At 71.7% G+C, this 22,607-nt stretch carries 21 protein-coding genes; 4 read left to right on the plus strand and 17 right to left on the minus strand.

The genetic code is table 11. The annotated features are described in order from the left end of the window. Window positions 1-53: 53 nt before the first annotated feature. Window positions 54-656 carry a Uma2 family endonuclease gene (locus ACZ5XS_RS30700; protein ID WP_468656768.1) on the plus strand — a complete coding sequence of 201 codons (603 nt, stop codon included), beginning with the start codon at window positions 54-56 and terminating at the stop codon, window positions 654-656. On the opposite strand, the gene ACZ5XS_RS30705 is transcribed toward ACZ5XS_RS30700, so the two are convergent. Continuing rightward, window positions 643-1,011 (minus strand): VOC family protein, encoded by a 369-nt coding sequence (locus ACZ5XS_RS30705; protein ID WP_468656770.1) that lies wholly within the window; start codon window positions 1,009-1,011, stop codon window positions 643-645. The two genes, ACZ5XS_RS30700 and ACZ5XS_RS30705, sit on opposite strands and share 14 nt — an antisense overlap. After that, complete coding sequence (locus tag ACZ5XS_RS30710; RefSeq protein ID WP_468656772.1) at window positions 1,011-1,829, minus strand: trans-aconitate 2-methyltransferase; 819 nt, start codon at window positions 1,827-1,829, stop codon at window positions 1,011-1,013. The genes ACZ5XS_RS30705 and ACZ5XS_RS30710 overlap by 1 nt, the downstream gene beginning before the upstream one ends. A 117-nt stretch (window positions 1,830-1,946) precedes the next feature. Here ACZ5XS_RS30710 and ACZ5XS_RS30715 point away from each other — a divergent pair, with 117 nt between their 5' ends. Beyond that, window positions 1,947-2,444, plus strand: a complete 498-nt coding sequence (locus ACZ5XS_RS30715; RefSeq protein WP_217242434.1) for a MarR family winged helix-turn-helix transcriptional regulator — start codon at window positions 1,947-1,949, stop codon at window positions 2,442-2,444. 58 nt (window positions 2,445-2,502) lie between these two features. Here the strand turns inward: ACZ5XS_RS30715 and ACZ5XS_RS30720 are convergent, their stop codons facing one another. Beyond that, complete coding sequence (locus ACZ5XS_RS30720) at window positions 2,503-3,276, minus strand: LuxR C-terminal-related transcriptional regulator (RefSeq protein ID WP_217242435.1); 774 nt, start codon at window positions 3,274-3,276, stop codon at window positions 2,503-2,505. 259 nt (window positions 3,277-3,535) lie between these two features. On the opposite strand from ACZ5XS_RS30720, the gene ACZ5XS_RS30725 reads away from it, so the two are divergent. Continuing rightward, complete coding sequence (locus ACZ5XS_RS30725) at window positions 3,536-3,991, plus strand: GNAT family N-acetyltransferase (protein WP_468656774.1); 456 nt, start codon at window positions 3,536-3,538, stop codon at window positions 3,989-3,991. Here ACZ5XS_RS30725 and galK read toward each other — a convergent pair. From galK to rsmI, 13 genes are all read right to left on the minus strand, one after another. Continuing rightward, entirely contained in the window at window positions 3,984-5,147 is a 1,164-nt protein-coding gene (gene galK, locus ACZ5XS_RS30730; protein WP_468656776.1) for a galactokinase, read from the minus strand. The genes ACZ5XS_RS30725 and galK overlap by 8 nt on opposite strands. A 55-nt stretch (window positions 5,148-5,202) precedes the next feature. Then, entirely contained in the window at window positions 5,203-6,165 is a 963-nt protein-coding gene (galE, locus tag ACZ5XS_RS30735; protein WP_468656778.1) for a UDP-glucose 4-epimerase GalE, read from the minus strand. Beyond that, entirely contained in the window at window positions 6,162-7,223 is a 1,062-nt protein-coding gene (gene galT, locus ACZ5XS_RS30740) for a galactose-1-phosphate uridylyltransferase (protein WP_468656780.1), read from the minus strand. The genes galE and galT overlap by 4 nt, the downstream gene beginning before the upstream one ends. Window positions 7,224-7,471: 248 nt before the next feature. Then, entirely contained in the window at window positions 7,472-8,182 is a 711-nt protein-coding gene (locus ACZ5XS_RS30745) for a helix-turn-helix transcriptional regulator (protein WP_468656782.1), read from the minus strand. A 278-nt stretch (window positions 8,183-8,460) separates the two neighbouring features. Beyond that, window positions 8,461-10,329 carry an outer membrane protein assembly factor BamB family protein gene (locus ACZ5XS_RS30750; RefSeq protein ID WP_468656784.1) on the minus strand — a complete coding sequence of 623 codons (1,869 nt, stop codon included), beginning with the start codon at window positions 10,327-10,329 and terminating at the stop codon, window positions 8,461-8,463. Window positions 10,330-10,396: 67 nt separating this feature from the next. Continuing rightward, window positions 10,397-12,184: an outer membrane protein assembly factor BamB family protein gene (locus ACZ5XS_RS30755; RefSeq protein ID WP_468656786.1), complete on the minus strand. Its 1,788-nt coding sequence runs from the start codon at window positions 12,182-12,184 to the stop codon at window positions 10,397-10,399. Window positions 12,185-12,378: 194 nt separating this feature from the next. Continuing rightward, complete coding sequence (locus ACZ5XS_RS30760; protein WP_468656788.1) at window positions 12,379-14,187, minus strand: ABC-F family ATP-binding cassette domain-containing protein; 1,809 nt, start codon at window positions 14,185-14,187, stop codon at window positions 12,379-12,381. Window positions 14,188-14,475: 288 nt separating this feature from the next. Then, on the minus strand, window positions 14,476-15,372 hold the full coding sequence (locus tag ACZ5XS_RS30765; RefSeq protein ID WP_468656790.1) for a 4-(cytidine 5'-diphospho)-2-C-methyl-D-erythritol kinase: 897 nt from the start codon (window positions 15,370-15,372) through the stop codon (window positions 14,476-14,478). Further along, window positions 15,369-16,316 (minus strand): 16S rRNA (adenine(1518)-N(6)/adenine(1519)-N(6))-dimethyltransferase RsmA, encoded by a 948-nt coding sequence (gene rsmA, locus ACZ5XS_RS30770; protein ID WP_468656792.1) that lies wholly within the window; start codon window positions 16,314-16,316, stop codon window positions 15,369-15,371. Before rsmA ends, ACZ5XS_RS30765 begins: the two co-directional genes overlap by 4 nt. Window positions 16,317-16,520: 204 nt before the next feature. After that, on the minus strand, window positions 16,521-17,831 hold the full coding sequence (locus ACZ5XS_RS30775; protein WP_468656794.1) for a ubiquitin-like domain-containing protein: 1,311 nt from the start codon (window positions 17,829-17,831) through the stop codon (window positions 16,521-16,523). 140 nt (window positions 17,832-17,971) lie between these two features. Then, entirely contained in the window at window positions 17,972-18,850 is an 879-nt protein-coding gene (locus tag ACZ5XS_RS30780; RefSeq protein WP_468656796.1) for a TatD family hydrolase, read from the minus strand. A gap of 47 nt (window positions 18,851-18,897) precedes the next feature. Then, the gene (locus ACZ5XS_RS30785) at window positions 18,898-19,296 is read right to left on the minus strand and encodes a hypothetical protein (protein WP_468656798.1); all 399 of its coding nucleotides are present in this window, start codon (window positions 19,294-19,296) and stop codon (window positions 18,898-18,900) included. A gap of 327 nt (window positions 19,297-19,623) precedes the next feature. Continuing rightward, window positions 19,624-20,481 carry a 16S rRNA (cytidine(1402)-2'-O)-methyltransferase gene (rsmI, locus tag ACZ5XS_RS30790; protein WP_468656800.1) on the minus strand — a complete coding sequence of 286 codons (858 nt, stop codon included), beginning with the start codon at window positions 20,479-20,481 and terminating at the stop codon, window positions 19,624-19,626. A gap of 63 nt (window positions 20,482-20,544) precedes the next feature. Here rsmI and ACZ5XS_RS30795 point away from each other — a divergent pair, with 63 nt between their 5' ends. Beyond that, window positions 20,545-22,287 (plus strand): dolichyl-phosphate-mannose--protein mannosyltransferase, encoded by a 1,743-nt coding sequence (locus tag ACZ5XS_RS30795; protein WP_468656802.1) that lies wholly within the window; start codon window positions 20,545-20,547, stop codon window positions 22,285-22,287. A 21-nt stretch (window positions 22,288-22,308) separates the two neighbouring features. Here ACZ5XS_RS30795 and ACZ5XS_RS30800 read toward each other — a convergent pair whose 3' ends face one another. Then, the gene (locus tag ACZ5XS_RS30800) at window positions 22,309-22,590 is read right to left on the minus strand and encodes an SCO0607 family lipoprotein (protein ID WP_468656803.1); all 282 of its coding nucleotides are present in this window, start codon (window positions 22,588-22,590) and stop codon (window positions 22,309-22,311) included. Window positions 22,591-22,607 lie beyond the last annotated feature (17 nt).

Raw genomic sequence — 22,607 nt, forward strand, 5'->3', positions numbered from 1 at the left:
TCCGCCCGCTACCGTGGTGCCGCAGGCCGAGAATCCCGTCCATGGGAGGAACCATGACCGCCGAGCCGACCGCCGAGCACGGCTGCCGCTGGCCGGTGCCGCCGCAGGACGGGTACACCGTGGACGACCTGTTCACGCTGCCTGACCTCCCGCCGCACACCGAGCTGATCGACGGGAGCCTTGTCTTCGTGACTCCGCAGCGGATTTTCCACAGCCGCATGATCGACCTCCTGGTGACCGGGCTGCGGGGCGCGGCTCCGGAGCAGGTGAAGGTCCTTCGCGAGGTGACCGTTGCCCTGGACCGGCGCAACGGCCCCGAGCCCGACGTTTCCGTCGTCCGCGCCGAGGCCGTCACCGGCCTGGAGCAGACCCGGTTCGAGGCCGCCGACGTGCTGCTCGCCGTCGAGGTCGTCTCCCCCGACTCCGAGGCCCGCGACCGGGACACCAAACCCCGCAAGTACGCCGCCGCCGGCATCCCCCACTTCTGGCTGGTCGAGACGGCCGGAGAGAGCCGGCACCCCGTGGTGCGCGTCTACGAGCTCGACCCGCTGTCGAAGACCTACGCGCTGACCGGCATCCACCACGACCGGCTCAAGCTCGGCGTCCCCTACGACCTCGACCTCGAGATCACGCTGGACGCCCTCAAGGAACTGTGACCGGCTCCAGGAACTCCAGCCGGTTGCCGACGGGATCCTCGGTGTAGAAGCGCCGGTGACCAGGCAGGTCGTCGTCCCAGATGACCGTCGCGCCCCGCGTCTCCAGCCGGGCCGCAAACGCCGCGATGTCCGTCACCCGCAGTCCCGGATGGGCCTTCTTCGCGGCCCGGAAGTCGTTCTCGACGCCCAGGTGCAGCCGCACGCCCCCCGCCTGGAACCAGCACCCTCCGCGCGCCGCGAGCACCGGCGGCTCGGGGAGCTCCGTCATCCCGAGGACATCGACGTAGTACGCCCGCAGCCGCTCCTCGGAGCCGGGCGGGGCGGCGAGCTGTACGTGGTCCACGGCGGTGATCATCACGCCTCCTTGCGGGCGACCGCGAAGATGCGGCGGAAGGGGAAGGGCGTGCCGTGCACGCCGGACGGATAGGCCTCGCGCAGGGCCGCCCGGTAGTCGGCGACGAACCCCTCCCGTGCCGCCGGGTCGTCGTCGAGCGCTGCCAGGACGGGGCGCAGGCCGGTGCCCTTCACCCAGTCGAGGACCGGGTCCTCGCCCTCCATGAGATGGACGTACGTCGTCTCCCAGACGTCGGCCGTGCAGCCGAGGCCGGTCAGCTTTCTCAGGTAGGCCTCGGGTGCGAGGACGGCGTCGTCGTGGCGCAGGGTGTCGGCGAGGCGGTCCTTCCAGCGGGCGGAGTGGGCGAGTTCGCGCATCAGCCGGTGGCTGGGGGCGTCGAAGTTGCCGGGGACCTGGAAGGCGAACGTGCCGCCCGCCTTCAGGCCCGCCACCCACTCCGGGAACCGTTCCACGTGCCCCGGCACCCACTGGAGGGTGGCGTTGCTGACGATCAGGTCGTACGGCTCGGCAGGCGCCCAGTTCCGTACGTCGGCGTGGGCGAAGTCGAGGCGGCCGCCGCCCGGGGTGGGCCCGGCGTGGTCCACGTGCGCCTTGTCGAGCATCTGCGGCGAGTTGTCGTACCCGGTGATGTGGGCGGCGGGCCAGCGGTCGGCGAGCAGGGTCGTGACGTTGCCGGGACCGCAGCCGAGGTCGGCGATGCGGGGCGGGTCACCGGGGAGGTCGGGGACGCGGGCGAGGAGGTCGACGAAGGGGCGGGCGCGGTGGCCGGCGTGACGCAGGTACTGGGCGGGGTCCCAGGTGGGGGCGGCGGCGGACATGGGGGCCTCCTCGTCGTGGCGTTCTGACGGGTTCCCAGCCTGACCCCCATTTAGCTCGTCGTCAAGAATGTTGACGTCAAGAGACTTCACATCGACACAACCACTACACTGATCGTCATGGAGGACGAGGTCGATCGGCTGGTATCAGCATGGCGCCGGGAGCGCCCGGACCTCGACGTGGAACCGCTCGAGGTACTGAGCCGGGTGAGCAGACTGGCCCGGCACCTGGACCGGGCCCGCCGGCTGGCCTTCGCCGAGCACAGCCTGGAGCCGTGGGAGTTCGACGTGCTGACGGCGCTGAGGCGCGCGGGAACGCCGTACCAGCTCTCGCCGGGGCAACTGCTGACCCAGACGCTGGTCACCTCGGGCACGATGACGAACCGCATCGACCGCCTGACCAAGAAGGGCCTGGTCGAGCGGCTGCCCGACCCCAGCGACCGGCGCGGAGTGCTGGTCCGCCTCACGGCCGAGGGCCGTGACCGAGCGGACCAGGCCCTGGCCGGACTCCTGGACCAGGAGCGGGCGATCCTCGCGGAGCTGTCCCGCGCCCAGCGAAGCGAACTGGCCGGTCTGCTACGCCAGCTGACCGCCCCGTTCGACAACATCCCCGGCTGAGGGCCTGCCGGGCGGATCCCGCCAAAGGCGCGGGGGGTGGCCCGCACACCGGCGTTGATCAGGCGCTGCTGCTTTCCTCCGGCATGATCCGCCCGGCAGGTCCCAGATCCACCGGACCCACCCCCGCCCGGCGCGCCAGCGCGACGGCTGCCAGCGTGGAGTGCACCCCGAGCTTGCCGAGCACGTTCTGCATGTGCGTGCGGACGGTGTGCGGGGAGAGGAACAGGCGCTCGGCGACGGCCTTGCGGCCCAGGCCCGCGACCATGCAGCGCAGCACTTCGCGCTCCCTCGGCGTGAGGGACTCCACCAGCTGTTCGCTCTCGGTGCGGTGCTTGCGCGCGGCCGTCAGCTCCCGCAGGACGCCGGTGAGCAGGGCGGGCGGCAGGTGCGTCTCCTCGCGCAGGACCCCTCGGATGACCGTCAGCAGCCGGGACAGCGAGCAGTCCTTGGCGACCCACCCGGAGGCACCGGCCTGCAGGGCGAGCGCGGCCCGCCGCGGGTCGTCCTTCTCGGCGAGCACGACGATCCGGACGGCGGGCTGCGACGAACGCACCCCGACGACCAGGGATATCCCGTCGACGAGGCCGTCCTCGCCCACCTCCTGAACCGGCGTCGCGGACCGGACGCCGGGCACGTTGCCGCCCAGATCGGCGTCGACCAGCAGCACGTCGTAGCGGCGCCCCTCGGCGGCCGCGCGCTCCAGACTGCGTACCGCGGCGGGACCGCTGCCCGCCGCGGACACGTCCACGTCGGGCTCGGCCGCCAGCGCGGCGGCGAGTGACTCGGCGAAAATGCGATGGTCATCGACGACCAGAACTCGGATGCGAACCACGAAACCCCCTTCCCCAGGCTCCTGAAGAGCAGGGGATACCCCAAGGTCCGGAGAACGACGACATGTGCGCGGATACGACGCCCAGGGGCACCCGTCACCGCACGGCCGCCGCCGTGCAGAACCGCTACCCCCACTTCGGGCGTCGTACCCGACTGTCTCGCCCCCTGAGCACACCGGCCCCCACCGGTGCTGTTCATCAGAGTACGGCCGGGGGGCGGGAGCGGAAGGCAATTTGCAGAACTGGCTGTCCGACGCGTTTATGGTGAGCCGCATGTTTCGTATGGAGACAGGAGTCGACAGACAACGGCGCGATCTTCTCCGGTTCCGGCTGCGGGAGGCGAACACGGCGGCCTCCCCGGTGCTGCGCGCCCTGCGCGGCACCCCCGACGAACGCGAATCCCCGCTGCACGTCTGGATCCTGGACGACGCCGACCGGCTGGCCGGCGGCCTCGTCGGCCACACGTGGGCGACCTGGCTCCACGTGACGTCCCTGTGGGTCGACGACCGCCACCGCGGCGCGGGCCTTGGCTCCACGTTGCTCGCGCAGGCGGAGCGGATGGCCCGTCGCGAACGGGGCTGTGCCGCCGTACGCCTGGAGACCTGGGACTTCCAGGCGCCGCGGTTCTACCAGAAGCAGGGGTACGAGGTGGTGTGCGTGATCCCCGGCTATCCGCCGGGGATCACGGAGTACACGCTGACGAAGCGGCTCAGCTGAGCCGGCGCGCCCCCGCCGCCGGCACCGCCTCGAACACCCGCGGGGCGGTGAAGTCCGCCGCGGCGAAGGCCTCCTGGACGGCCTTGGTGATGGTGTCGACGTCGGCGGCCTCCGCGAGGACGATCGCCGAGCCGCCGAAGCCGCCGCCGGTCATCCGGGCGCCCAGCGCGCCCGCGCCCAGCGCCGTGTCCACCACCAGGTCCAGCTCCGGGCAGGAGATGCGGAAGTCGTCCCGGAGCGAGGCGTGGCCCTCCACCAGCACCGGGCCGATCGCGCGGGTGTCGCCCGACTCCAGCAGGGACACCACCCGCTCGACGCGCTCGTCCTCGGTGACGACGTGGCGGACCAGGCGGCGGACCTCCTCCTCGTCGCCGAGGCGGGCAAGGGCCGCGTCCAGTTCGTCGTACGGCACGTCCCTGAGGGCGTTCACGCCCAGCAGGCCGGCGCCCTTCTCGCAGCCGGCGCGGCGCTTGCCGTACTCGCCGTCGCTGTGGGCGTGCTTGACCTGGGTGTCGACGACCAGCAGGCGCATGCCCTCGGCGGCCAGGTCGAAGGGGATCTGCTTCTGGGAGAGGTCGCGGGTGTCGAGGAACAGGGCGTGGCCGGCCTCGCAGCAGGCGGACGCGGTCTGGTCCATGATCCCGGTGGGAGCGCCCACGTAGACGTTCTCGGCGCGCTGGCACAGGCGGGCCAGCTGCCAGCCCTTGAGGCCGAGGTCGTACAGGTCGTTCAGGGCGAGCGCCACCACGACCTCCAGCGCCGCCGACGAGGACAGGCCCGCACCGGACGGCACCGTCGACGTCAGGTGGACGTCCGCGCCGGTGATCGTGTGGCCGGCCTCGCGCAGGGCCCAGACCACGCCCGCCGGGTACGCCGTCCAGCCGCGGTCGGACTCCGGGGACAGGTCGTCGAGGCGCAGTTCGACGACGCCGCCGTCGACGTCCGCCGAGTGCAGGCGCAGGACGCCGTCCTCGCGCCGGGACACCGCGGCGACGGTGACGTGCGGCAGGGCGAACGGCATGACGAAGCCGTCGTTGTAGTCGGTGTGTTCGCCGATGAGGTTGACCCGGCCCGGCGCCGCCCACACCCCCTCGGGCCCGGTCCCGTAAAGCTCCTCGAACCGCTCGGCGACAGTCCCTGCGACAGCCTCGCTCATGCCCTGACCCCTGACCTTTCCGTACGTACTGGTGCGGCTGGTTGCCGCGTTGCCGCTAGTTTCCGCGCCGCTGTGCGAACTCCCACGCGTCCGCGACGATCCCCGCGAGGTCCGCGCGGGACGGGTTCCAGCCCAGCTTCTCGCGGGCGGTGGCGGCCGACGCCACCAGGACCGCCGGGTCGCCGCCGCGGCGGGGGGCCACGATCTCGGGAATCGGGTGGCCGGTGACCTGCCGGACCGTCTCGACGACCTCGCGGACGGAGAAGCCGTTGCCGTTGCCGAGGTTGCAGATCAGGTGTTCGCCGGGGGTGGCGGCCTCGACCGCGAGCAGGTGGGCCTCGGCCAGGTCCGCCACGTGGATGTAGTCGCGCACGCAGGTGCCGTCCGGCGTCGGGTAGTCGTCGCCGTAGACGGAGATCGCCTCGCGCCTGCCCTGCGCGACCTGGAGGACGAGCGGGATGAGGTGCGACTCGGGGTCGTGCCGCTCGCCGTACGCGCCGTACGCGCCCGCCACGTTGAAGTAGCGCAGCGACACGGCACCGAGCCCGTGGGCCGCCGCCTCACTCGTGATCATGTGGTCGACCGCGAGTTTCGTGGCGCCGTAGGGGTTGGTGGGCTGGGTCGGCGTCGTCTCGACGATCGGGACCTCGGTCGGCTCGCCGTACGTGGCGGCCGTGGAGGAGAACACGAGCTTGTGCACGCCCGCCTCGCGCATGGCGCCGAGCAGGGCCATGGTGCCGCCGACGTTGTTCTCCCAGTACTTCTCGGGCTTCACGACCGACTCGCCGACCTGGGAGGAGGCGGCGAAGTGCAGGACGGCGTCGAAGGAGGAGTCGAGCCACTTGGCGGCGTCGCGGATGTCGCCCTCGACGAAGGCGGCCCCGGCCGGGACACCCTCGCGGAAGCCGGTGGAGAGGTTGTCGAGGACGACGACCTCGTGACCCGCCTCCAGCAGGTGCTGACAGACCACGCTGCCGACGTACCCCGCACCGCCCGTGACCAGGTACTTACCGCTCATGAACTCGCTACCTCTCGCAGTCGCTCGGCCGCGGCCTCCGGCCGGATGTCGTTGATGAACACGTTCATGCCGGACTCGGACCCCGCGAGGAACTTCAGCTTGCCGGACGTGCGGCGGATGGTGAAAAGCTCGAGGTGCAGCGCGAAGTCGTCACGGCTGACGCCCTCGAAGTTCTCCAGCGCGCCGAACGGCGCCTGGTGCCAGGCGGCGATGTACGGCGTCGGAGGCTCACCCTCCCCGAAGATCCGGTCGAAGCGCCTCAAGAGTTCCAGATACACCTGGGGGAACTCTGTGCGCGCCTCCTCGTCGAGGCCGAGCAGATCCGGCACCCGGCGCTTCGGGTACAGGTGCACTTCATACGGCCAGTGCGCCGCGTACGGCACGAAGGCGAGCCAGTGCCCGGTCTCCAGGACGACCCGCGCGTCGGCGAGTTCGCGCTCCAGAATCGCGTCGAAGAGGTTCTCGCCGCCGGTGGCTTCCTTGTGAGCGGCCACCGAGCGCAGCATGAGCGCGGTGCGCGGCGTGGTGAAGGGGTAGGCGTATATCTGCCCGTGCGGGTGGCCCAGTGTCACACCGATCTCCGCGCCACGGTTCTCGAAGCAGAACACCTGCTCCACCGAGGGCAGATGCGACAGCTCCGACGTGCGGTCGGTCCACGCGTCCAGGACCAGGCGGGCCTGCTCCTCGGTGAGGTCGGCGAAGGACGCGTTGTGGTCGGAGGTGAAGCAGACCACCTCGCAGCGGCCCGAGTCGCCGGCCAGCGAGGGGAACCGGTTCTCGAAGACCACCGCGTCGTACGAGGAGTCCGGGATCTCGCTCAGCCGGTCGCCCTGGGACGGGCACAGGGGGCACTCGTCGGCCGGCGGGTGGTAGATGCGGCCCTGGCGGTGCGAGGCGATGGCGACCTCGTCGCCGAGCAGCGCGTCACGGCGGACCTCGGACGTGGTGACGGTCGGATCCAGCGGCCGGCGGTCGACCGCGTCCCGCACGGTGTCGTCGCGCAGGTCGTAGTAGATCAACTCGCGACCGTCGGCCAGTCGGGTCGAGGTCTTCTTCACTGCGGACTCCCTATTCGAGCCACTCAATCATCAAACAGAACCAAACACATCGAAACACGAGTCCCCAGGTCAGTCAACATCACAATCAAACAAAAAACGTCAACATGGGGGTGGGGGGGGGGGGGGGGGGGGGGGGGGGGGGGTCCCCCCCCCCCTCCCCCCCCCCCCCCCCCCCCCCCCCCCCCCCCCCCCCCCCCCCCCCCCCCCACGCCCCGCCCCGCCGAAAGGCGCTCAAAGGCGCCCGGCGTCTAGAACTCCGCCGCCCCCGCCCCCGCCCCCGGCGACGAGTGGGACACCGGTCCCGCCCTGTCCAGCAGGCCCGTGCGCGCCGCCAACGCGGCCGCCTCCAGCCTCGATCCCACGCCCAGCTTCATCAGGACCCGCTGGACGTGCGTGCGGGCCGTGGACGGGGCGATGCCCATGCCGGCCGCGATCAGGCGGGTGTCCTCGCCGTCGGCGACCCGGACCAGAACCTCGACCTCCCTGGGGGTCAGCATCTGCAGCAGACGCTGCCCCTCGTCGTCCGGCTGGGCCACCGGGTTGAGCAGTTCACTGAACGCACCCTGGAGGAGCTGCGGCGCCACCGCCGCCTCCCCCGCCCGGGCCTTCATGATCGCGCGCTCGACCCCCTCGATCCGCTCGTCATGCCGTACGTAGCCGGAGGCCCCCGCCGCGAACGCCGCCGCGATCCCGCGCGGGCTGGGCACCGGGCCCAGCACCAGCACCGCCACCTGCGGACGCTCCCGCTTGATGCGGACCACCGGGTCGAACATCCCCGGCTCCGCCGGTGTCGCCGTGCCCAGCAGGCACACCTCCGGCGCCCGGCTGATCACCAGTTCCGCCGCGCCGGCGGCGGGCGCCGCCGCGGCGAGCACCCGGTGCCCCCTCAGTTTCAGCGCCGAGGCCAGCGCCTCGGCGAGCAAACGGTGGTCGTCGACCACCATGAGCCGCACTCCCATCGAGCAACCCCCCAGTCCCCCCAATGGATCCGCATTGTGGATGCCCCACTATGGATGCCCACTGGTCCGCACGGACAGAAGCCCCCTCCCGGCTCCCCCGCCCTTCATGCCCCCGGAAGCTACACGCTTGTTCGACGTTGCGCTTCCCCTACCGGGAGAGAAGTGCCCCGGATCGACGGAAATTCTGGTTTTCCATGCATTCGAGGGTGATGAGCGGTACGCGCACGGCCCCACCCCTGAGCAGGGGCGGGGCCGTGCGCGAAGCCGGTTCGGGCAGGTCAGCTCGCGCCGAACGCGATCACCAGATACTCCTTGTCGGATCCCGACAGTTGACTGGCGAAGATCGCGGACATGAACAGGCGGCCCTGCGAGTAGTGGTACTCCGAGTAGTCCGGCGACATGCTGGTCTCCACGTCCCGCACCGACTCCGTGGCCGGGTTCTCCAGCAGCTTGGTCTCCTTGAACGAGCCGCCGTCGATGCTGACGATCTGACCGCCCTTGTCGTACGGCGGGCGCTTGTACGCGATCAGGTTGGTGCCGTCCATGCGCAGCGGGGAGATCGTGTAGTCGTCGCCCGAGTCGGCGCGCTGGCCGGTCGGCTTGCCGGTGGCGAGGTCGATCGCGACGATCGCGTTGGCCCGCGAGTACTTCTCGGCGCCGTCGTCCTCCTCGGTCGGCAGGTAGAGCCGGTCGTTGCCGACCGCGATCTGGTGGCACTCCTCGATCTTGGTGATGCCGTCACAGCTGGCCGCGTACTGGTCGCTGGGCGCCGAGATGCGGGTGCGCAGCTTGCCGGTCTTGTTGTCGATGGAGAAGAAGTCCGAGATGCCGCTGCCGTCCTTGGCGGCCTCGCCGATGTCGGCGGCCACCACCAGCGGGTCGGTGGACACGACACTGGCGTAGGCGATGCCCTGCGCCATCTTGTACTCGGAGATCACCTTCCCGGACTTCGGGTCGAGGGTCTGGATGTGCAGCTCGGGCGCGTCGTACGAACCGCACCTGCGCACCGCGACCAGCTTCGCGCCGCCGCCGTACCCGGCGTCGTAGCAGGTGTCGGTCGGCTTCGGGGCCCACAGCTGCTTGCCGGAGCCGAGGTCGAAGGCGGCGCCGCCGCTGGAGCTGCCCACGGCGACGGTGTTCGCGCTGACGGTGACGTTGCTGAAGCTGATCGGCTCGTCACCGGAGTTGGCGGTCTTCGTCCACAGCTTCTTGCCGGCGGCGAGGTCGAGTCCCGCGACCTGGCTGCAGCCGTGCGAGGGCTCGGCCTTGGTCGGCATCTCCGGCTGGTAGATGACCGCCGTCCTGCCGTCGGTGGTGACGTGGTTGCTGCCCTGGCACACCGGGCCGGGGAGCTTGATCGTCCACAGCTTGGTGCCCTTGTCGGGGTCGTAGCCGACGACCTCGGCGACGCCGCTCTTGGCGTACACCTTGTCGGTGAGCCAGGAACCGGCCGTGGAGATGGTGCTGTCCTTGCCGACCTCGGGCGCCGGCACCTGGAAGAGGACCTTGGAGGCGGGGTTGCCGGGCACCTTCTCCACCGGGGTGGTCGAGGTGCCGGTGGTGCCGCCGGAGCCGTCGGTGTCGCCGCCGCCGGTGCTCCCGCCGTCCTTGTCGTCGGTGCCGCCGGTGCCGCCGCCGGAGCTCGCGGCGTCGTCCTTCTTGCCGCCCTCGTCACCGGAGGTCGACGCGTACCAGACACCGCCGCCGACGATCAGCGCGATCGCCACGACGGCCGCGACGATGATGGCCAGCTGCGCGTTGAACTTCCGCCCGCCGCCGGCCGGCCGGCCCGGCTGCGGCTGCAGCGGCATGGTCTGCTGCGGATAGCCGTAACCGGGCTGCTGCCCGTACGGGTTGGGCTGCTGGCCGTACGGGTTGGGCTGCTGGCCGGGGTAGCCGTAGCCGGGGGGCGGCGGCGGGGCCTGCGGGGTCTGGGCTGCCGTCGCCTGCGGATAGCCGTAGCCCTCAGGGGTCTGCGGCGGCTGGGGCGGCTGGGGGTAGCCGTAACCCGGCTGCGGCTGGCCCGGCGGCTGCTGAGGCTGCCCTGGCTGGGCGGGCTGTGCCGGCTGCGGCGGCTGGTCCTGCGGCGGGCCGAAACCGTCCTGCTGCGGGGGCTGGTTGGGCGGCGGAGGGGGCGGTTGGGTCATGACGTGAGTACCTCGGGAGCGGGAGTCGGCGGGGACGGCGGGAGGGCGGGGAACCGAGGGGGAGGAGTCACTTGCCGTAGGCGAGCATCAACTTCTCCTTCTCGTCGGTGTCCCCGGCCAGCCGGGTGGTCGAGATGTAGAAGCGTCCGTCGACCCAGTCGATGGCCTTCGAGTAGAAGCTGCTCTCGATGTCCGCGGTGCCCGTCGGCATCTGCAGCAGCGTCGACGGGGTGTGCTTGGCGCCGGTCGTCGGGATCGACACGATCCGGCCGCCCGCGTCGTACGACGGCTGCACATACGCGATGAGCTTGCCGCCCTCGACCTTCAGCGGCAGCATCGACTCGTCCGCGGGGGACTTGACGCGCCACTTCTCCTTGCCGTCGGCGAGGTTGATCGCGACGACCTCGTTCGCCCCGGTGGTCGCCTCGGTGGGCAGGTAGAGCGTGTCGGCGTCGGCGGCCACACCCTCGCAGGCCTGGAGGTCACCGCCGAGGAATCCCCAGCCGCACTCGGGGGCGAAGTCCTCGTCGAAGGCGACCTGCGAGCGGAACTTGCCGGCGGCGGTGACCGCGGAGATGTTCCACGCGTCCTTGTCGTCGTTGGTGCTGTAGATGACCAGCGGGTCGAGGGAGTACGTGTGCTCGACGGACCAGCCCTTGCCGAACTTCTGGGTCCACCTGACCTTGCCGGTCGTGGGATCCAGTTCCTGCACCTCGTCGTGCTCCGTCGCCTGGCCGGCGTCGCAGGACGCGGCGACGACCAGCCGGGCGCCGCCCGCGAACGCCTTCGGGAAACAGGCGTCGCCGTACCGCTTCTTGTCGAAGAGCTTCTTGCCGGTCGTCACGTCGTAGGCCGTGCCGGACTGCGAGCGGCCCACCATCAGGGTCTTGCCGGTGATGGAGAGCTCGATCGAGGCGGTGCTGTCGAACAGCGCGCCGTCCGCGACCTCGCCGGTCCAGCCCTTCGCACCGGTGTTGAGGTCGATCTCCTGGAGCTGGTTGCACTCGGCGCGGTCACTGACGCCGTCCATGTACGCGACGACGATCTTGTCGTCGGACGTCTGCTGCGGGGTGACCGCGCAGATCTTCTGCGGGAAGGTGACCGTGTCCCAGGTGGGGGCGCCATCACCGACGTTGTACGCGACGAGCTGCTTGTACGCCGCCTTCACCGCGGTCTTGTCGGTGATCCACATGCCGGGGGCCTCGGCGCCGTCACCGGGGGCGTCGGGCGCCTCCTTGTACCAGAGCACCTTGGCCTCGCCGGCCTGCCGGCCCTCGTTGAGGTTCTCCGGGTCCGCACCGCCGGCACCGCTGCCGTCACCGGGGTTGACCGGGGAGTCGGAGGCGGTGGGCTTGGGGTCGTCGCTCTTCCGGGCGATCGGCTCCTTGCCGTCGTCACCGCCGCCGGTGACCGCGAACACGGTCCCGCCGACGACGAGCAGCACCGCCACGGCGGCGCCGATGATGACGGCCGTCTTGCCCTTGAACCGGTTGCCGGAACCGGGCGGCGGATTGCCGGGCGCGCCCGGGAACTGCGGCTGCGGCGGATAGCCGTACCCCTGCGGCTGCGCGTACGGCCCCGGCTGCGGCTGGCCGTACGGTCCCGGCTGCTGCGGCTGGCCGTACGGTCCCGGCTGACCATAGGGGCCCGGCTGTTGCCCGCCGTACGGACCGGACTGGTCGTACGGGCCGGACGGTTGCGCGGGCTGCTGCGGATAGCCGTAACCGGGCTGCGGTGGAGCCTGCGGCGGCGGTGGCGGTGGCGGCGCTCCGAAGCCGCCCCCCTGCTGCTGTGGTGGTTGGTCCTGCGGCGCTCCGAAGCCACCCTGCGGCGGCTGGTTGGGCGGCTGAGTCATCAGCGCGTCCCCCCGTTCAGTCACTGATTTTTAGCCACGCCCTGAGGTTCGTGATGGACCCAGAGTCGTACTCAGAAAGTTCTCAGACGGCTCTTTCTATCACTCGGGGCCGACAACGCACCGGGCCGGTTCTGCCCCTGTTCCCAAGGGAGGACCGGCCCGTGACGCCCTCGTTATGCGCCTTCACGCGCCCTTCACGCGTCCTCGGCGAGTTCCAGCCATCGCAGCTCCAGGTCGTCCCGCTCGGCGGCCAAGTCCCGCAGCTCGGCGTCGAGTTTGGCCACCTTCTCGAAGTCCGTGGCGTTGTCCGCGATCTGCGTGTGCAGCCTGGCCTCCTTCTGCGAGACCTTGTCCAACTGCCGCTCGATCTTCTGGAGTTCCTTCTTCGCGACGCGCTGGTCGGCGGCGCTCTTCTCCGGTACGGCCTTGGCGGCGGCCGGTGCGGGGACCGAGGCGGCCGCCACCTCCTCCATGCGCCGGCGCCGCTCCAGGTACTCGTCGATGCCGCGCGGCAGCATCCGCAGGGTGGCGTCGCCGAGGAGGGCGAAGACGCGGTCGGTGGTGCGCTCGATGAAGAACCGGTCGTGGGAGATGACGACCATGGAGCCGGGCCAGCCGTCGAGTACGTCCTCCAGCTGGGTCAGCGTCTCGATGTCGAGGTCGTTGGTGGGCTCGTCGAGGAAGAGGACGTTGGGCTCGTCCATGAGCAGACGCAGCAGTTGCAGCCGGCGCCGCTCGCCGCCGGACAGGTCGCCGACGGGCGTCCACTGCTTCTCCTTGTTGAAGCCGAACGTCTCGCACAGCTGCCCGGCGGTCATCTCGCGCCCCTTGCCGAGGTCGACGCGCTCGCGCACCTGCTGCACGGCCTGCACCACCCGCCAGGTCGGGTCGAGTTCGGCGACCTCCTGGGAGAGGTAGGCGAGCTTGACGGTCCTGCCCACGGCGATCCGACCGCCGGCCGGCTGGGTCTCGCCCTGCGTCAGGGCGGCCTCGGCCATGGCCCGCAGCAGGGAGGTCTTCCCGGCGCCGTTCACCCCGACCAGACCGATCCGGTCGCCCGGGCCGAGCTGCCAGGTCACGTGCTTGAGCAGCACCTTGGGACCGGCCTGGACGGTCACGTCCTCCAGGTCGAAGACGGTCTTGCCGAGCCGCGTCGAGGCGAACTTCATCAGCTCGCTGCTGTCGCGGGGCGGCGGCACGTCCGCGATGAGCTCGTTGGCCGCCTCCACGCGGAAGCGCGGCTTGGACGTACGCGCCGGGGCGCCGCGCCGCAGCCACGCCAGTTCCTTGCGGACCAGGTTCTGCCGCTTGGTCTCCTCCGTGGCGGCGATGCGCTCACGCTCGGCGCGCGCGAAGACGTAGTCGGAGTAGCCGCCCTCGTACTCGTAGACGTCGCCCTTCTGCACGTCCCACATCCGGGTGCAGACCTGGTCCAGGAACCACCGGTCGTGGGTCACGCAGACGAGCGCGGAGCGGCGCTCGCGCAGGTGGCGGGCGAGCCAGGCGATGCCCTCCACGTCGAGGTGGTTGGTGGGCTCGTCCAGGACGATCAGGTCCTGCTCCTCGATGAGCAGCTTGGCGAGCGCGATGCGGCGCCGCTCACCGCCGGAGAGCGGGGCGATGACGGTGTCGAGCCCCTGCGGGAACCCCGGCATGTCGAGCCCGCCGAACAGCCCCGTGAGGACGTCCCTGATCTTCGCGTTCCCGGCCCACTCGTGGTCGGCCATGTCCCGGATGACCTCGTGGCGGACGGTGGCCGTCGGGTCCAGGGAGTCGTGCTGGGTCAGCACCCCGGTCCGCAGTCCGCCCGAGTGCGTGACCCGGCCGGTGTCGGCGTCCTCCAGCTTGGCGAGCATCCGGATCAGCGTCGTCTTGCCGTCGCCGTTGCGCCCGACCACCCCGATGCGGTCGCCCTCGGAGACGCCGAGCGAGACGCCGTCCAGCAGGGCACGGGTGCCGTACACCTTGGTGACGTTCTCGACATTGACCAGATTGACGGCCATTACTCTCCTGACAAGGGGGACGATCGACCTTCCAGAGTAGTCGGCGGGGCGGGTGGTCATCCCCGGGCGGGTTCTCGCCGGTTCTCGCCCCCGCCGCCCCTTCCCGTCCCGTCTCCTGGGGGCTCCGCCCCCAGGCCCCGCGGCCTTCGCCCACCCACCACCGACTCGGTGGGTCGAGAGGTGCGCCACCTGGGCGAGGGTCACGTTGTGTCCGACCGAGCCGGGTGGTGGGTGGGCATGGGCCGGGGGTCTGGGGCGGAGCCCCCAGGGACGCGCACCCCACCGGGGTCAGCGACTGATCGTCGCCCCCGGGGCCGGTCCGGAAGTCGTCCGTACGCTCCTGCACGTGCCGGACGTGCGCAGGGCCTGAGCCACCTTCGTCGCCGACTCGGCGTCCTGGGTGAGGAACGCCGTGGTCGGGCCCGAGCCCGAGACGAGGGTGGCCAGGGCGCCGGCGGCCCGCCCGGCCGCGAGGGTGTCGGCGAGTTCCGGGAAGAGGGAGAGGGCCGCGGGCTGGAGGTCGTTGGAGACGGCGGCGGCGAGCGCGTGGGGGTCGCCCTTGGCGAGGGCGTCGAGCAGCGGCTGGGAGGCGACCGGCTCGGGGACGTCCCGCCCTTCCGTCAGCCGGTCGAACTCGCGGAAGACGGCCGGCGTGGACAGTCCGCGCTCCGCCATCGCGAACACCCAGTGGAAGGTCCCGCCCACCTCCAGGAGCCGCAGTTCCTCTCCGCGCCCGGTGCCGAGGGCCGCCCCGCCGACCAGGCTGAACGGCACGTCGCTGCCCAGCTCGGCGCAGATGTCGAGGAGTTCGTCGCGGGAGGCGTTCGTGCCCCACAGCGCGTCGCACGCGACGAGGGCTCCGGCGCCGTCCGCGCTGCCGCCCGCCATGCCTCCCGCCACCGGGATGTCCTTGGCGATGTGGAGGTGCACGGCGGGATCGAGGCCGTGGCGCTCGGCGAGGGCGACGGCCGCGCGAGCCGCCAGGTTCGTGCGGTCCAGGGGGACCTGGCCCGCATCCGGTCCCGCGCAGGTCACGCGCAGTTCGTCGGCCGGGGTCACCGTCACCTCGTCGTAGAGGCCGACCGCGAGGAAGACGTTGGCCAGGTCGTGGTAGCCGTCGGGACGTGCGGCGCCGACCGCGAGCTGGACGTTGACCTTGGCGGGGACCCGCACGGTGACGCTCACTGCTCGGCCTGCTCCTCGGTGTCGGCGTTGCCCGCGTTGTCGGCGGCGTCCGTCTTGTCTCCGGCGTCCGCCCTGTTCTCGGCGTCCGCCCTGTTCTCGGCGATCCGGGCGAACTCCTCCACCGTCAGGGCCTCCCCGCGTGCCTGCGGCGAGACTCCGGCGGCGACCAGGGCGGCCTCGGCGGCGGCCGCGGACCCCGCCCAGCCGGCGAGCGCGGCCCGCAGGGTCTTCCTCCGCTGCGCGAACGCGGCGTCGACGACGGCGAAGACCTCGTGCCGGGAGGCGGTGGTCTTGAGCGGCTCGGCCCGCCGCACCAGCGAGACCAGCCCGCTGTCGACGTTCGGGGCGGGCCAGAAGACCTTGCGGCCGATGGAGCCGGCCCGCTTGACCTCGGCGTACCAGTTCGCCTTGACCGACGGGACGCCGTAGACCCGCGAACCGGGCGGAGCGGCGAGCCGGTCGGCGACCTCGGCCTGGACCATGACGAGGGTGCGCTCGATGCTCGGGAAGGTGTCGAGCATGTGCAGCAGGACCGGCACGGCCACGTTGTACGGCAGGTTCGCGACCAGCGCGGTCGGGGCGGGACCCGGCAGCTCCCGTACCTGCATGGCGTCGGAGTTCACCAGCGCGAACCGGTCGGCCCGGTCCGGCATCCGCGCCGCGACCGTGGCGGGCAGCGCGCCGGCGAGGACGTCGTCGATCTCGACGGCGACGACCCGGTCGGCGGCCTCCAGCAGGGCGAGCGTGAGCGAGCCGAGTCCCGGTCCCACCTCGACCACCGTGTCGTCGGGGCGGACCCCGGCGGTGCGGACGATGCGGCGGACCGTGTTCGCATCGATCACGAAGTTCTGACCGCGCTGCTTGGTGGGACGCACACCGAGCGCTGCCGCGAGTTCGCGGACGTCGGCGGGGCCCAGGAGGGCGTCGGAGGTGGGGCTGTTCACGGGACAAGGGTACGGGCGGGCCCAGCCGCGGACGTACGGACCCAGCCGCGGGCAGTCGTGCCGCCGGGGCGGCACCCAGCTCGGCGTCGGGGCTGGACCGGGGTGGCTCGCGCGGCCCGGCGTTGCGGGGTGCCGCCGCGCCCACCCTCCCCCATCGCCCCAGCGGCACGGGTGGGCGCAGCTCGGTCGTGGGACGCCCGACGCTCACCCCTGCAAGCGGGTCCCGCAGTGCGGCCAGGGGCTCGCCCCCCGCCGCACGTACAGCTTCTTCGCCCGGAAGGTCTGTTCCGCCGCCGAGGCGTCCTGCGGGCGCCCCTTGCCGCCGAGGCTCTGCCAGGTCCGGGTGTCGAACTGGTACAGCCCGCCGTACGTCCCCGAAGGATCGACCGCGCCCGGCCGCCCCCCGGACTCGCAGGTCGCGAGGCCCTGCCAGTCCAGGTCGTCGGCGCCCTGCACGGACATCGGCAGCGGCTTCGTGCCGACTCTGACCACCTGCGCGCGCGGCTCCCGCACGACCTCGGTCCTGGTCCGCCGCGGCTTCTGCCGTACTCCGTTGACGGTCCGCACCAGGTACGTGATCCGCCGCAGCCCCGGCTGCCCGGCCCGTTCGACGATCTCGGTGCCCCGGAACAGGGAGGGGTCCTGGTTCCGCTCCGCCTCGAAGGGGATCGCCTCGTCGCGGACCTCCTTGATGCCGGTGATCCGCAGCACGGTGACGGTCTGCCCGTCGCGCGGGAAGCTGTCCGGCGCGACGGACGTGGTGTCCTGCCCGCGCAGGGTGATCCCGGCCTGCTCGACGGCTTCCCGGACGGTCGCCGCGTTGGTACGGATCGTGCGGGCCCGCCCGTCCGCCATGACCGTCACGGCGCGTTCGGTCCGCACGTCCAGTGCGAGCCCTCGGCGCCCGATGGGCAGGGAGCGTGAGACCGACAGATGGGCGCCCTGCGCACGCACCCCCAACTGCTGAAGCGCCCCTTCCACCGTGCGTGCCGTGGTCCACACCTCGTGCCGGTGTCCGTCGATCGTGAGCCGTACGGGGCGGCCGTAGCGCACCGCGACCTCGTCGCCGCTGGCCAGCTCCTCGCCGGGGGCGGGCGCGACCACGTCGTGCGGGCCGACCCGCACGCCCTCCTCGGCGAGCAGTTCGGAGACGTCGTCCGCGAAGGTGTGCAGGGTGCGGGGCCGGCCGTCGACGCTCAGCTCGATCGCCTTGTCCTCGGCGACGAAGGCGGTGGTGCCGCCCGCGAGGAACGCCACGACCAGTGCCTGGGGGAGCAGCCGGCGCATGGTGCCGTCCGAGCGCTCCGTGTTCCGGGCCCTGCGCCGCCGCGCGGCCCGCCCGCTCCCCTCGGCGCGCACGACGGGCGCGGGCGCCTCGTCAGCGGGCGTGTACGTGTCGTCGTAGGGGGGCGGCGCCACGTACACGCCGTAGGCCAGCGTCGGGGCGCTGTGCACGTCGGTGTACGGCTCGCTCGGGCCGTACGTCTCGTACGTCTGGTGCTGCGAGTTGCTCACGCCGACACGCTCCAGGGGCCGGAGGGGTCCAGAGGGGTCCGGATCGGGCCCCCAGAACCTAGCGGAGCGATCGTCACTCTCCAAAGCGACGCGGCTACCCAGAGTTGCTGTCGGGTGGTCGGACGACGGAAGGGTCGTGGTCAGTAGTCGAACGCGCGTGCCGTGTTGGCGGCGAGTGCCGACGCCAGCGCGTCCTCGTCGGCGCCGCGCACGACGGCCATCGCCCGCACCGTGACCGGAATGAGATACGGAGCGTTGGGCCGTCCGCGGTACGGCACCGGAGTGAGGAAGGGCGCGTCGGTCTCCACCAGGAGCAGTTCCGCCGGCGCCGTGGCCACGGCGTCCCGCAGGTTCTGGGCGTTCTTGAAGGTGACGTTGCCGGCGAAGGACATGAAGTATCCGGCGCGGGCGCAGATCTCCGCCATCTCGGCGTCGCCGGAGTAGCAGTGGAAGACGGTCCGCTCGGGGGCGCCCTCCTCCTTCAGCACGCGCAGGACGTCGGCGTGGGCGTCCCGGTCGTGGATGACCAGGGCCTTGCCGTGCCGCTTGGCGATCTCGATGTGGGCGCGGAAGGACCTCTCCTGCGCCTCCTTGCCCTCGGGGCCGGTGCGGAAGTAGTCGAGGCCCGTCTCGCCGACGCCCTTGACCTGGGGCAGCGCCGCCAGCCGGTCGATCTCGGCGAGGGCCTGGTCGAGGCCCGCGTCGCCGCCGGGCGTGCGCGCGCCCTGCCGGGACCAGCCGTCGGGGTCGCCGTGGACGATGCGCGGGGCCTCGTTCGGGTGCAGGGCGACGGTCGCGTGGACGGCGTCGTGGCGTTCGGCCGTCTCGGCGGCCCACCGCGAGCCGGCCACGTCGCAGCCGACCTGCACGACCGTGGTCACGCCCACCGCCGCGGCTTTGGCCAGCCCCTCCTCCACGGTCCCCGACTGCATGTCGAGGTGGGTGTGGGAGTCGGCGACCGGTACCCGCAGCGGTTCCGGGAGCGGCGGGGCGGCGTTCTTGTCGGCGTTCGAAGGCATGCCCCGATCCTACGAAAGGGGCATGCCGTCGCCGGTGCCGGAGCGGGTCAGCTCGCCTTGCGCTGGAACGGGTGCAGGAGGTCGGAGAGGTGCCAGTGGTGCTGCTGCCCCTCGGCGTCGGCCGCCGGTGCCTCCGCCGGACCGGCGGGCGGCGTGCGGTGCTGCCGGTACGCCGCGTCGCGGGCCGACGCGACCCGGCCCGGCCGCATGATCCGTACGACGTGGTTGTCGCAGTTGCCGCATGTGGGCCGGGAGAGCGGGGAGGGCACGACCTGGCCGTTCGCCACATAGAGCACGAACTCGTGGTCGTCGGCGTCCACGTGGTGCTCTATCTCGTACGACTGCTCCCACCCGTGCCCGCAGCGCATGCAGGCGAAGGAATACGACTCGTGGACGACGGCCGTGGCGCCGGCGCGGAGTCCGGTCTGCCCTGCGATCTCACTCATGCCAGCTCCTGTTGTCCGCTGGATCGAGGGACGGATGAGTCCCTCGATCCAGTGGACGCCTCCACCAGCATGAACGCAGCAAGCCTGTCGAGTGTTGGCGTCGATTTGGGCGTCCCTTGCCAAACCGCCCCCTTGACCGTCTTCGGGCTTTGCCTTCCAGGCCCGACTCTTTGCGCACCCATGGGGCGCCCGCTCAGAGGAGATACACCCTGCTCAGAGGTCGTGTGCGCCAGCTCACAGGATGCGTACGCCGGGCGCACACAACAAGCCGTGCGCCCACCCCTTACGCCCCCTTGTTCCCCCCGTTCACGCTCCCTTGCCCCCCGTTCACGCCCCCGCGTTCTTCGCCGCCACCACCGCGTCGAACACCTGCCGCTTGGGCAGTCCCGCCTCGGCGGCCACCGCGGCGATCGCCTCCTTGCGCCGCTCCCCCGCCTCCTCCCGCACCCGCACCCGCCGCACCAGCTCCGCGGCGTCGAGCTCCTCGGGGCCGCGCTCCGGCGCCCCCTCCACGACGACGGTGATCTCCCCGCGTACGCCCTCCGCCGCCCACGCCGCCAGCTCGCCCAGCCCGCCGCGCCTGACCTCCTCGTACGTCTTGGTCAGCTCCCGGCACACGGCGGCCCGCCGGTCGGCACCGAACACCTCGGCCATCGCCGCGAGGGTGTCGTCGAGCCGGTGCGGGGCCTCGAAGTAGACGAGGGTGCGCCGCTCCCCTGCGACCTCGCGCAGCCGGGACAGCCGTTCGCCGGCCTTCCGCGGCAGGAACCCCTCGAAGCAGAACCGGTCGACGGGCAGCCCGGACAGCGCGAGCGCGGTGAGCACGGCGGACGGTCCCGGCACGGCGGTGACCCGGATGTCCTTCTCGACGGCGGCGGCGACGAGCCGGTACCCGGGGTCGGACACGGACGGCATGCCCGCGTCGGTCACCAGCAGCACCCGGGCGCCGCCCACCAGCGCCTCGACCAGCTCGGGCGTCCGGGCGGCCTCGTTGCCCTCGAAGTAGGAGACGACCCTCCCCTTGGGCGTCACGCCCAGCGCCTGTGTGAGCCGTCGCAGTCGGCGGGTGTCCTCGGCGGCGACGACGTCGGCACCGGCCAGTTCCTCGGCGAGCCGGGGCGGGGCGTCGGAGATGTCGCCGATGGGAGTACCGGCAAGGACCAGGGTTCCGGGCGTAACTGTCACGTTTCCATCCTCGCAGGGGCCCAACCACGGGACTCACACAGCGCCGTTCCCTACGATGGCGCGGTGACCAGTACCGCGTCCTCCATGGACACCCGGCAGGAGCAGGCCCACCAGGACCAGCGGCCGTCGTGGCAGCAGCGGCTGCGCCGCTTCGGCTATGCGGCGGGGCCCAGAAGCGACGTCCGCGATCGCCTGGTGCCGCCCTACGTCGAGCCGAGCCCGCGGCTGTGGCAGGTCCTCGGGGTGTCCAAGGAGTTCGCCGGGCGGATCGGCCGCTGGTCCGCCTGGGGCGGTCCGCTGCTGGTGACACTGTTCGCGGGCGTCATCCGGTTCTGGAACCTGGGCAACCCGAAGGCGGTGATATTCGACGAGACGTACTACGCGAAGGACGCGTGGGCCCTCGTCCACCGCGGCTTCGAGGTCAACTGGGACAAGAACGTCAACAACCTGATCCTCTCGAACAACGGGAACGTCCCGGTCCCGACGGACCCGGCGTACGTGGTCCACCCGCCCGTCGGCAAGTACGTCATCGGGCTCGGGGAGCTGATCTTCGGCTTCAACCCCTTCGGCTGGCGGTTCATGACCGCCCTGCTCGGCACCCTGGCGATCCTGATGCTGTGCCGGATCGGCCGCCGCCTGTTCCGTTCCACGTTCCTCGGCTGCCTGGCCGGCGCGCTGATGGCGGTGGACGGCCTGGCGTTCGTGATGGCCCGCACCTCGCTGCTCGACGGCGTGCTGATGTTCTTCGTGCTGGCCGCGTTCGGCTGCCTGCTGATCGACCGCGACAGGGCGCGCGAGAAACTCGCCGCCGCGCTCCCGGCCGACGCCGACGGCCGGGTCCGCCCCGACGCGCACATCGCCGAGACCCTCCGCTTCGGGTGGCGCCCCTGGCGCTGGCTGGCGGGCCTGATGATGGGCCTGGCCATCGGCACCAAGTGGAACGGCCTGTACGTCCTCGTCTTCTTCTGCGTGCTGGCGGTGCTGTGGGACGTCGGCTCCCGCAGGGTCGCGGGCGCGGGCCGCCCGTACGAGGCGGTGCTCAAGCACGATCTCGGCTTCGCGTTCCTGGCCACCGTGCCGGTCGCGATCGCCACGTACATCGTCTCGTGGACCGGCTGGATCCTCTCCCCCTCGGACGGCACCGGCGGCTACTACCGCAACTGGGCGGCGACCGACGGCAAGGGCAGCAGCTGGTCGTGGCTCTTCCCCGACTGGTGGCGCAGCCTGTGGCACTACGAGCACGAGGTCTACAAGTTCAACATCAACCTCTCCTCGCCGCACACCTACCAGTCCAACCCCTGGAGCTGGATCGTCACCGGCCGCCCGGTCTCGTACTTCTACGAGTCCCCCGCGCCCGGCAAGGACGGCTGCCCCGCCGACGCGGGCGAGAAGTGCGCCCGTGAGGTGCTGGCGATCGGTACGCCACTGCTGTGGTGGGTGGGCTGCTTCGCGATCCTGTACGTCCTGTGGCGCTGGTTCTTCCGCCGCGACTGGCGGGCCGGCGCGATCGCCTGCGGCATCGCGGCCGGTTACCTGCCCTGGTTCCTCTACCAGGACCGCACGATCTTCTTCTTCTACACGATCGTCTTCGTCCCGTTCCTCTGCCTGGCCGTCGCGATGCTCCTCGGCGCGATCATCGGCCCACCCGGCTCCAGCGACACCCGCCGGGTGGCGGGCGCCACGGGCGCGGGTGTCCTGGTCCTGCTGATCGCCTGGAACTTCGTCTATTTCTGGCCGATCTTCACGGGCACCGCGATCCCGATAGACGAGTGGCGATCGCGGATGTGGCTGGACACCTGGGTCTAGCCGGCCGGCACCTGGTGCCGGCTAGCCGGAGACCTCGGTGATCCGGCCGTTCTCGTCGACGGTGTGGGTCTCCCAGTACACGTCCCACTTGTCGCCGACGTGCTCGGGCTCCTTGCCCTCGGGGTAGCGGGCGTACCCCTTCGGCGGGTCCTGGTCGTCGGGGACGCAGGCGCTGCCGGTGCTGCCCACGGCGAGGACGCCGTACTCGCCGCCGCCGCAGGTCGCGTCCTGTGACGAGCAGCCCGTCAGCAGGACGGCGGCGGTCGTGACGGCCAGTGCGAGGCCCAGGATGTTCTTGCGCACGATTGACTCCCCCTTGG

This window comes from Streptomyces sp. NPDC033131 (assembly GCF_055578365.1).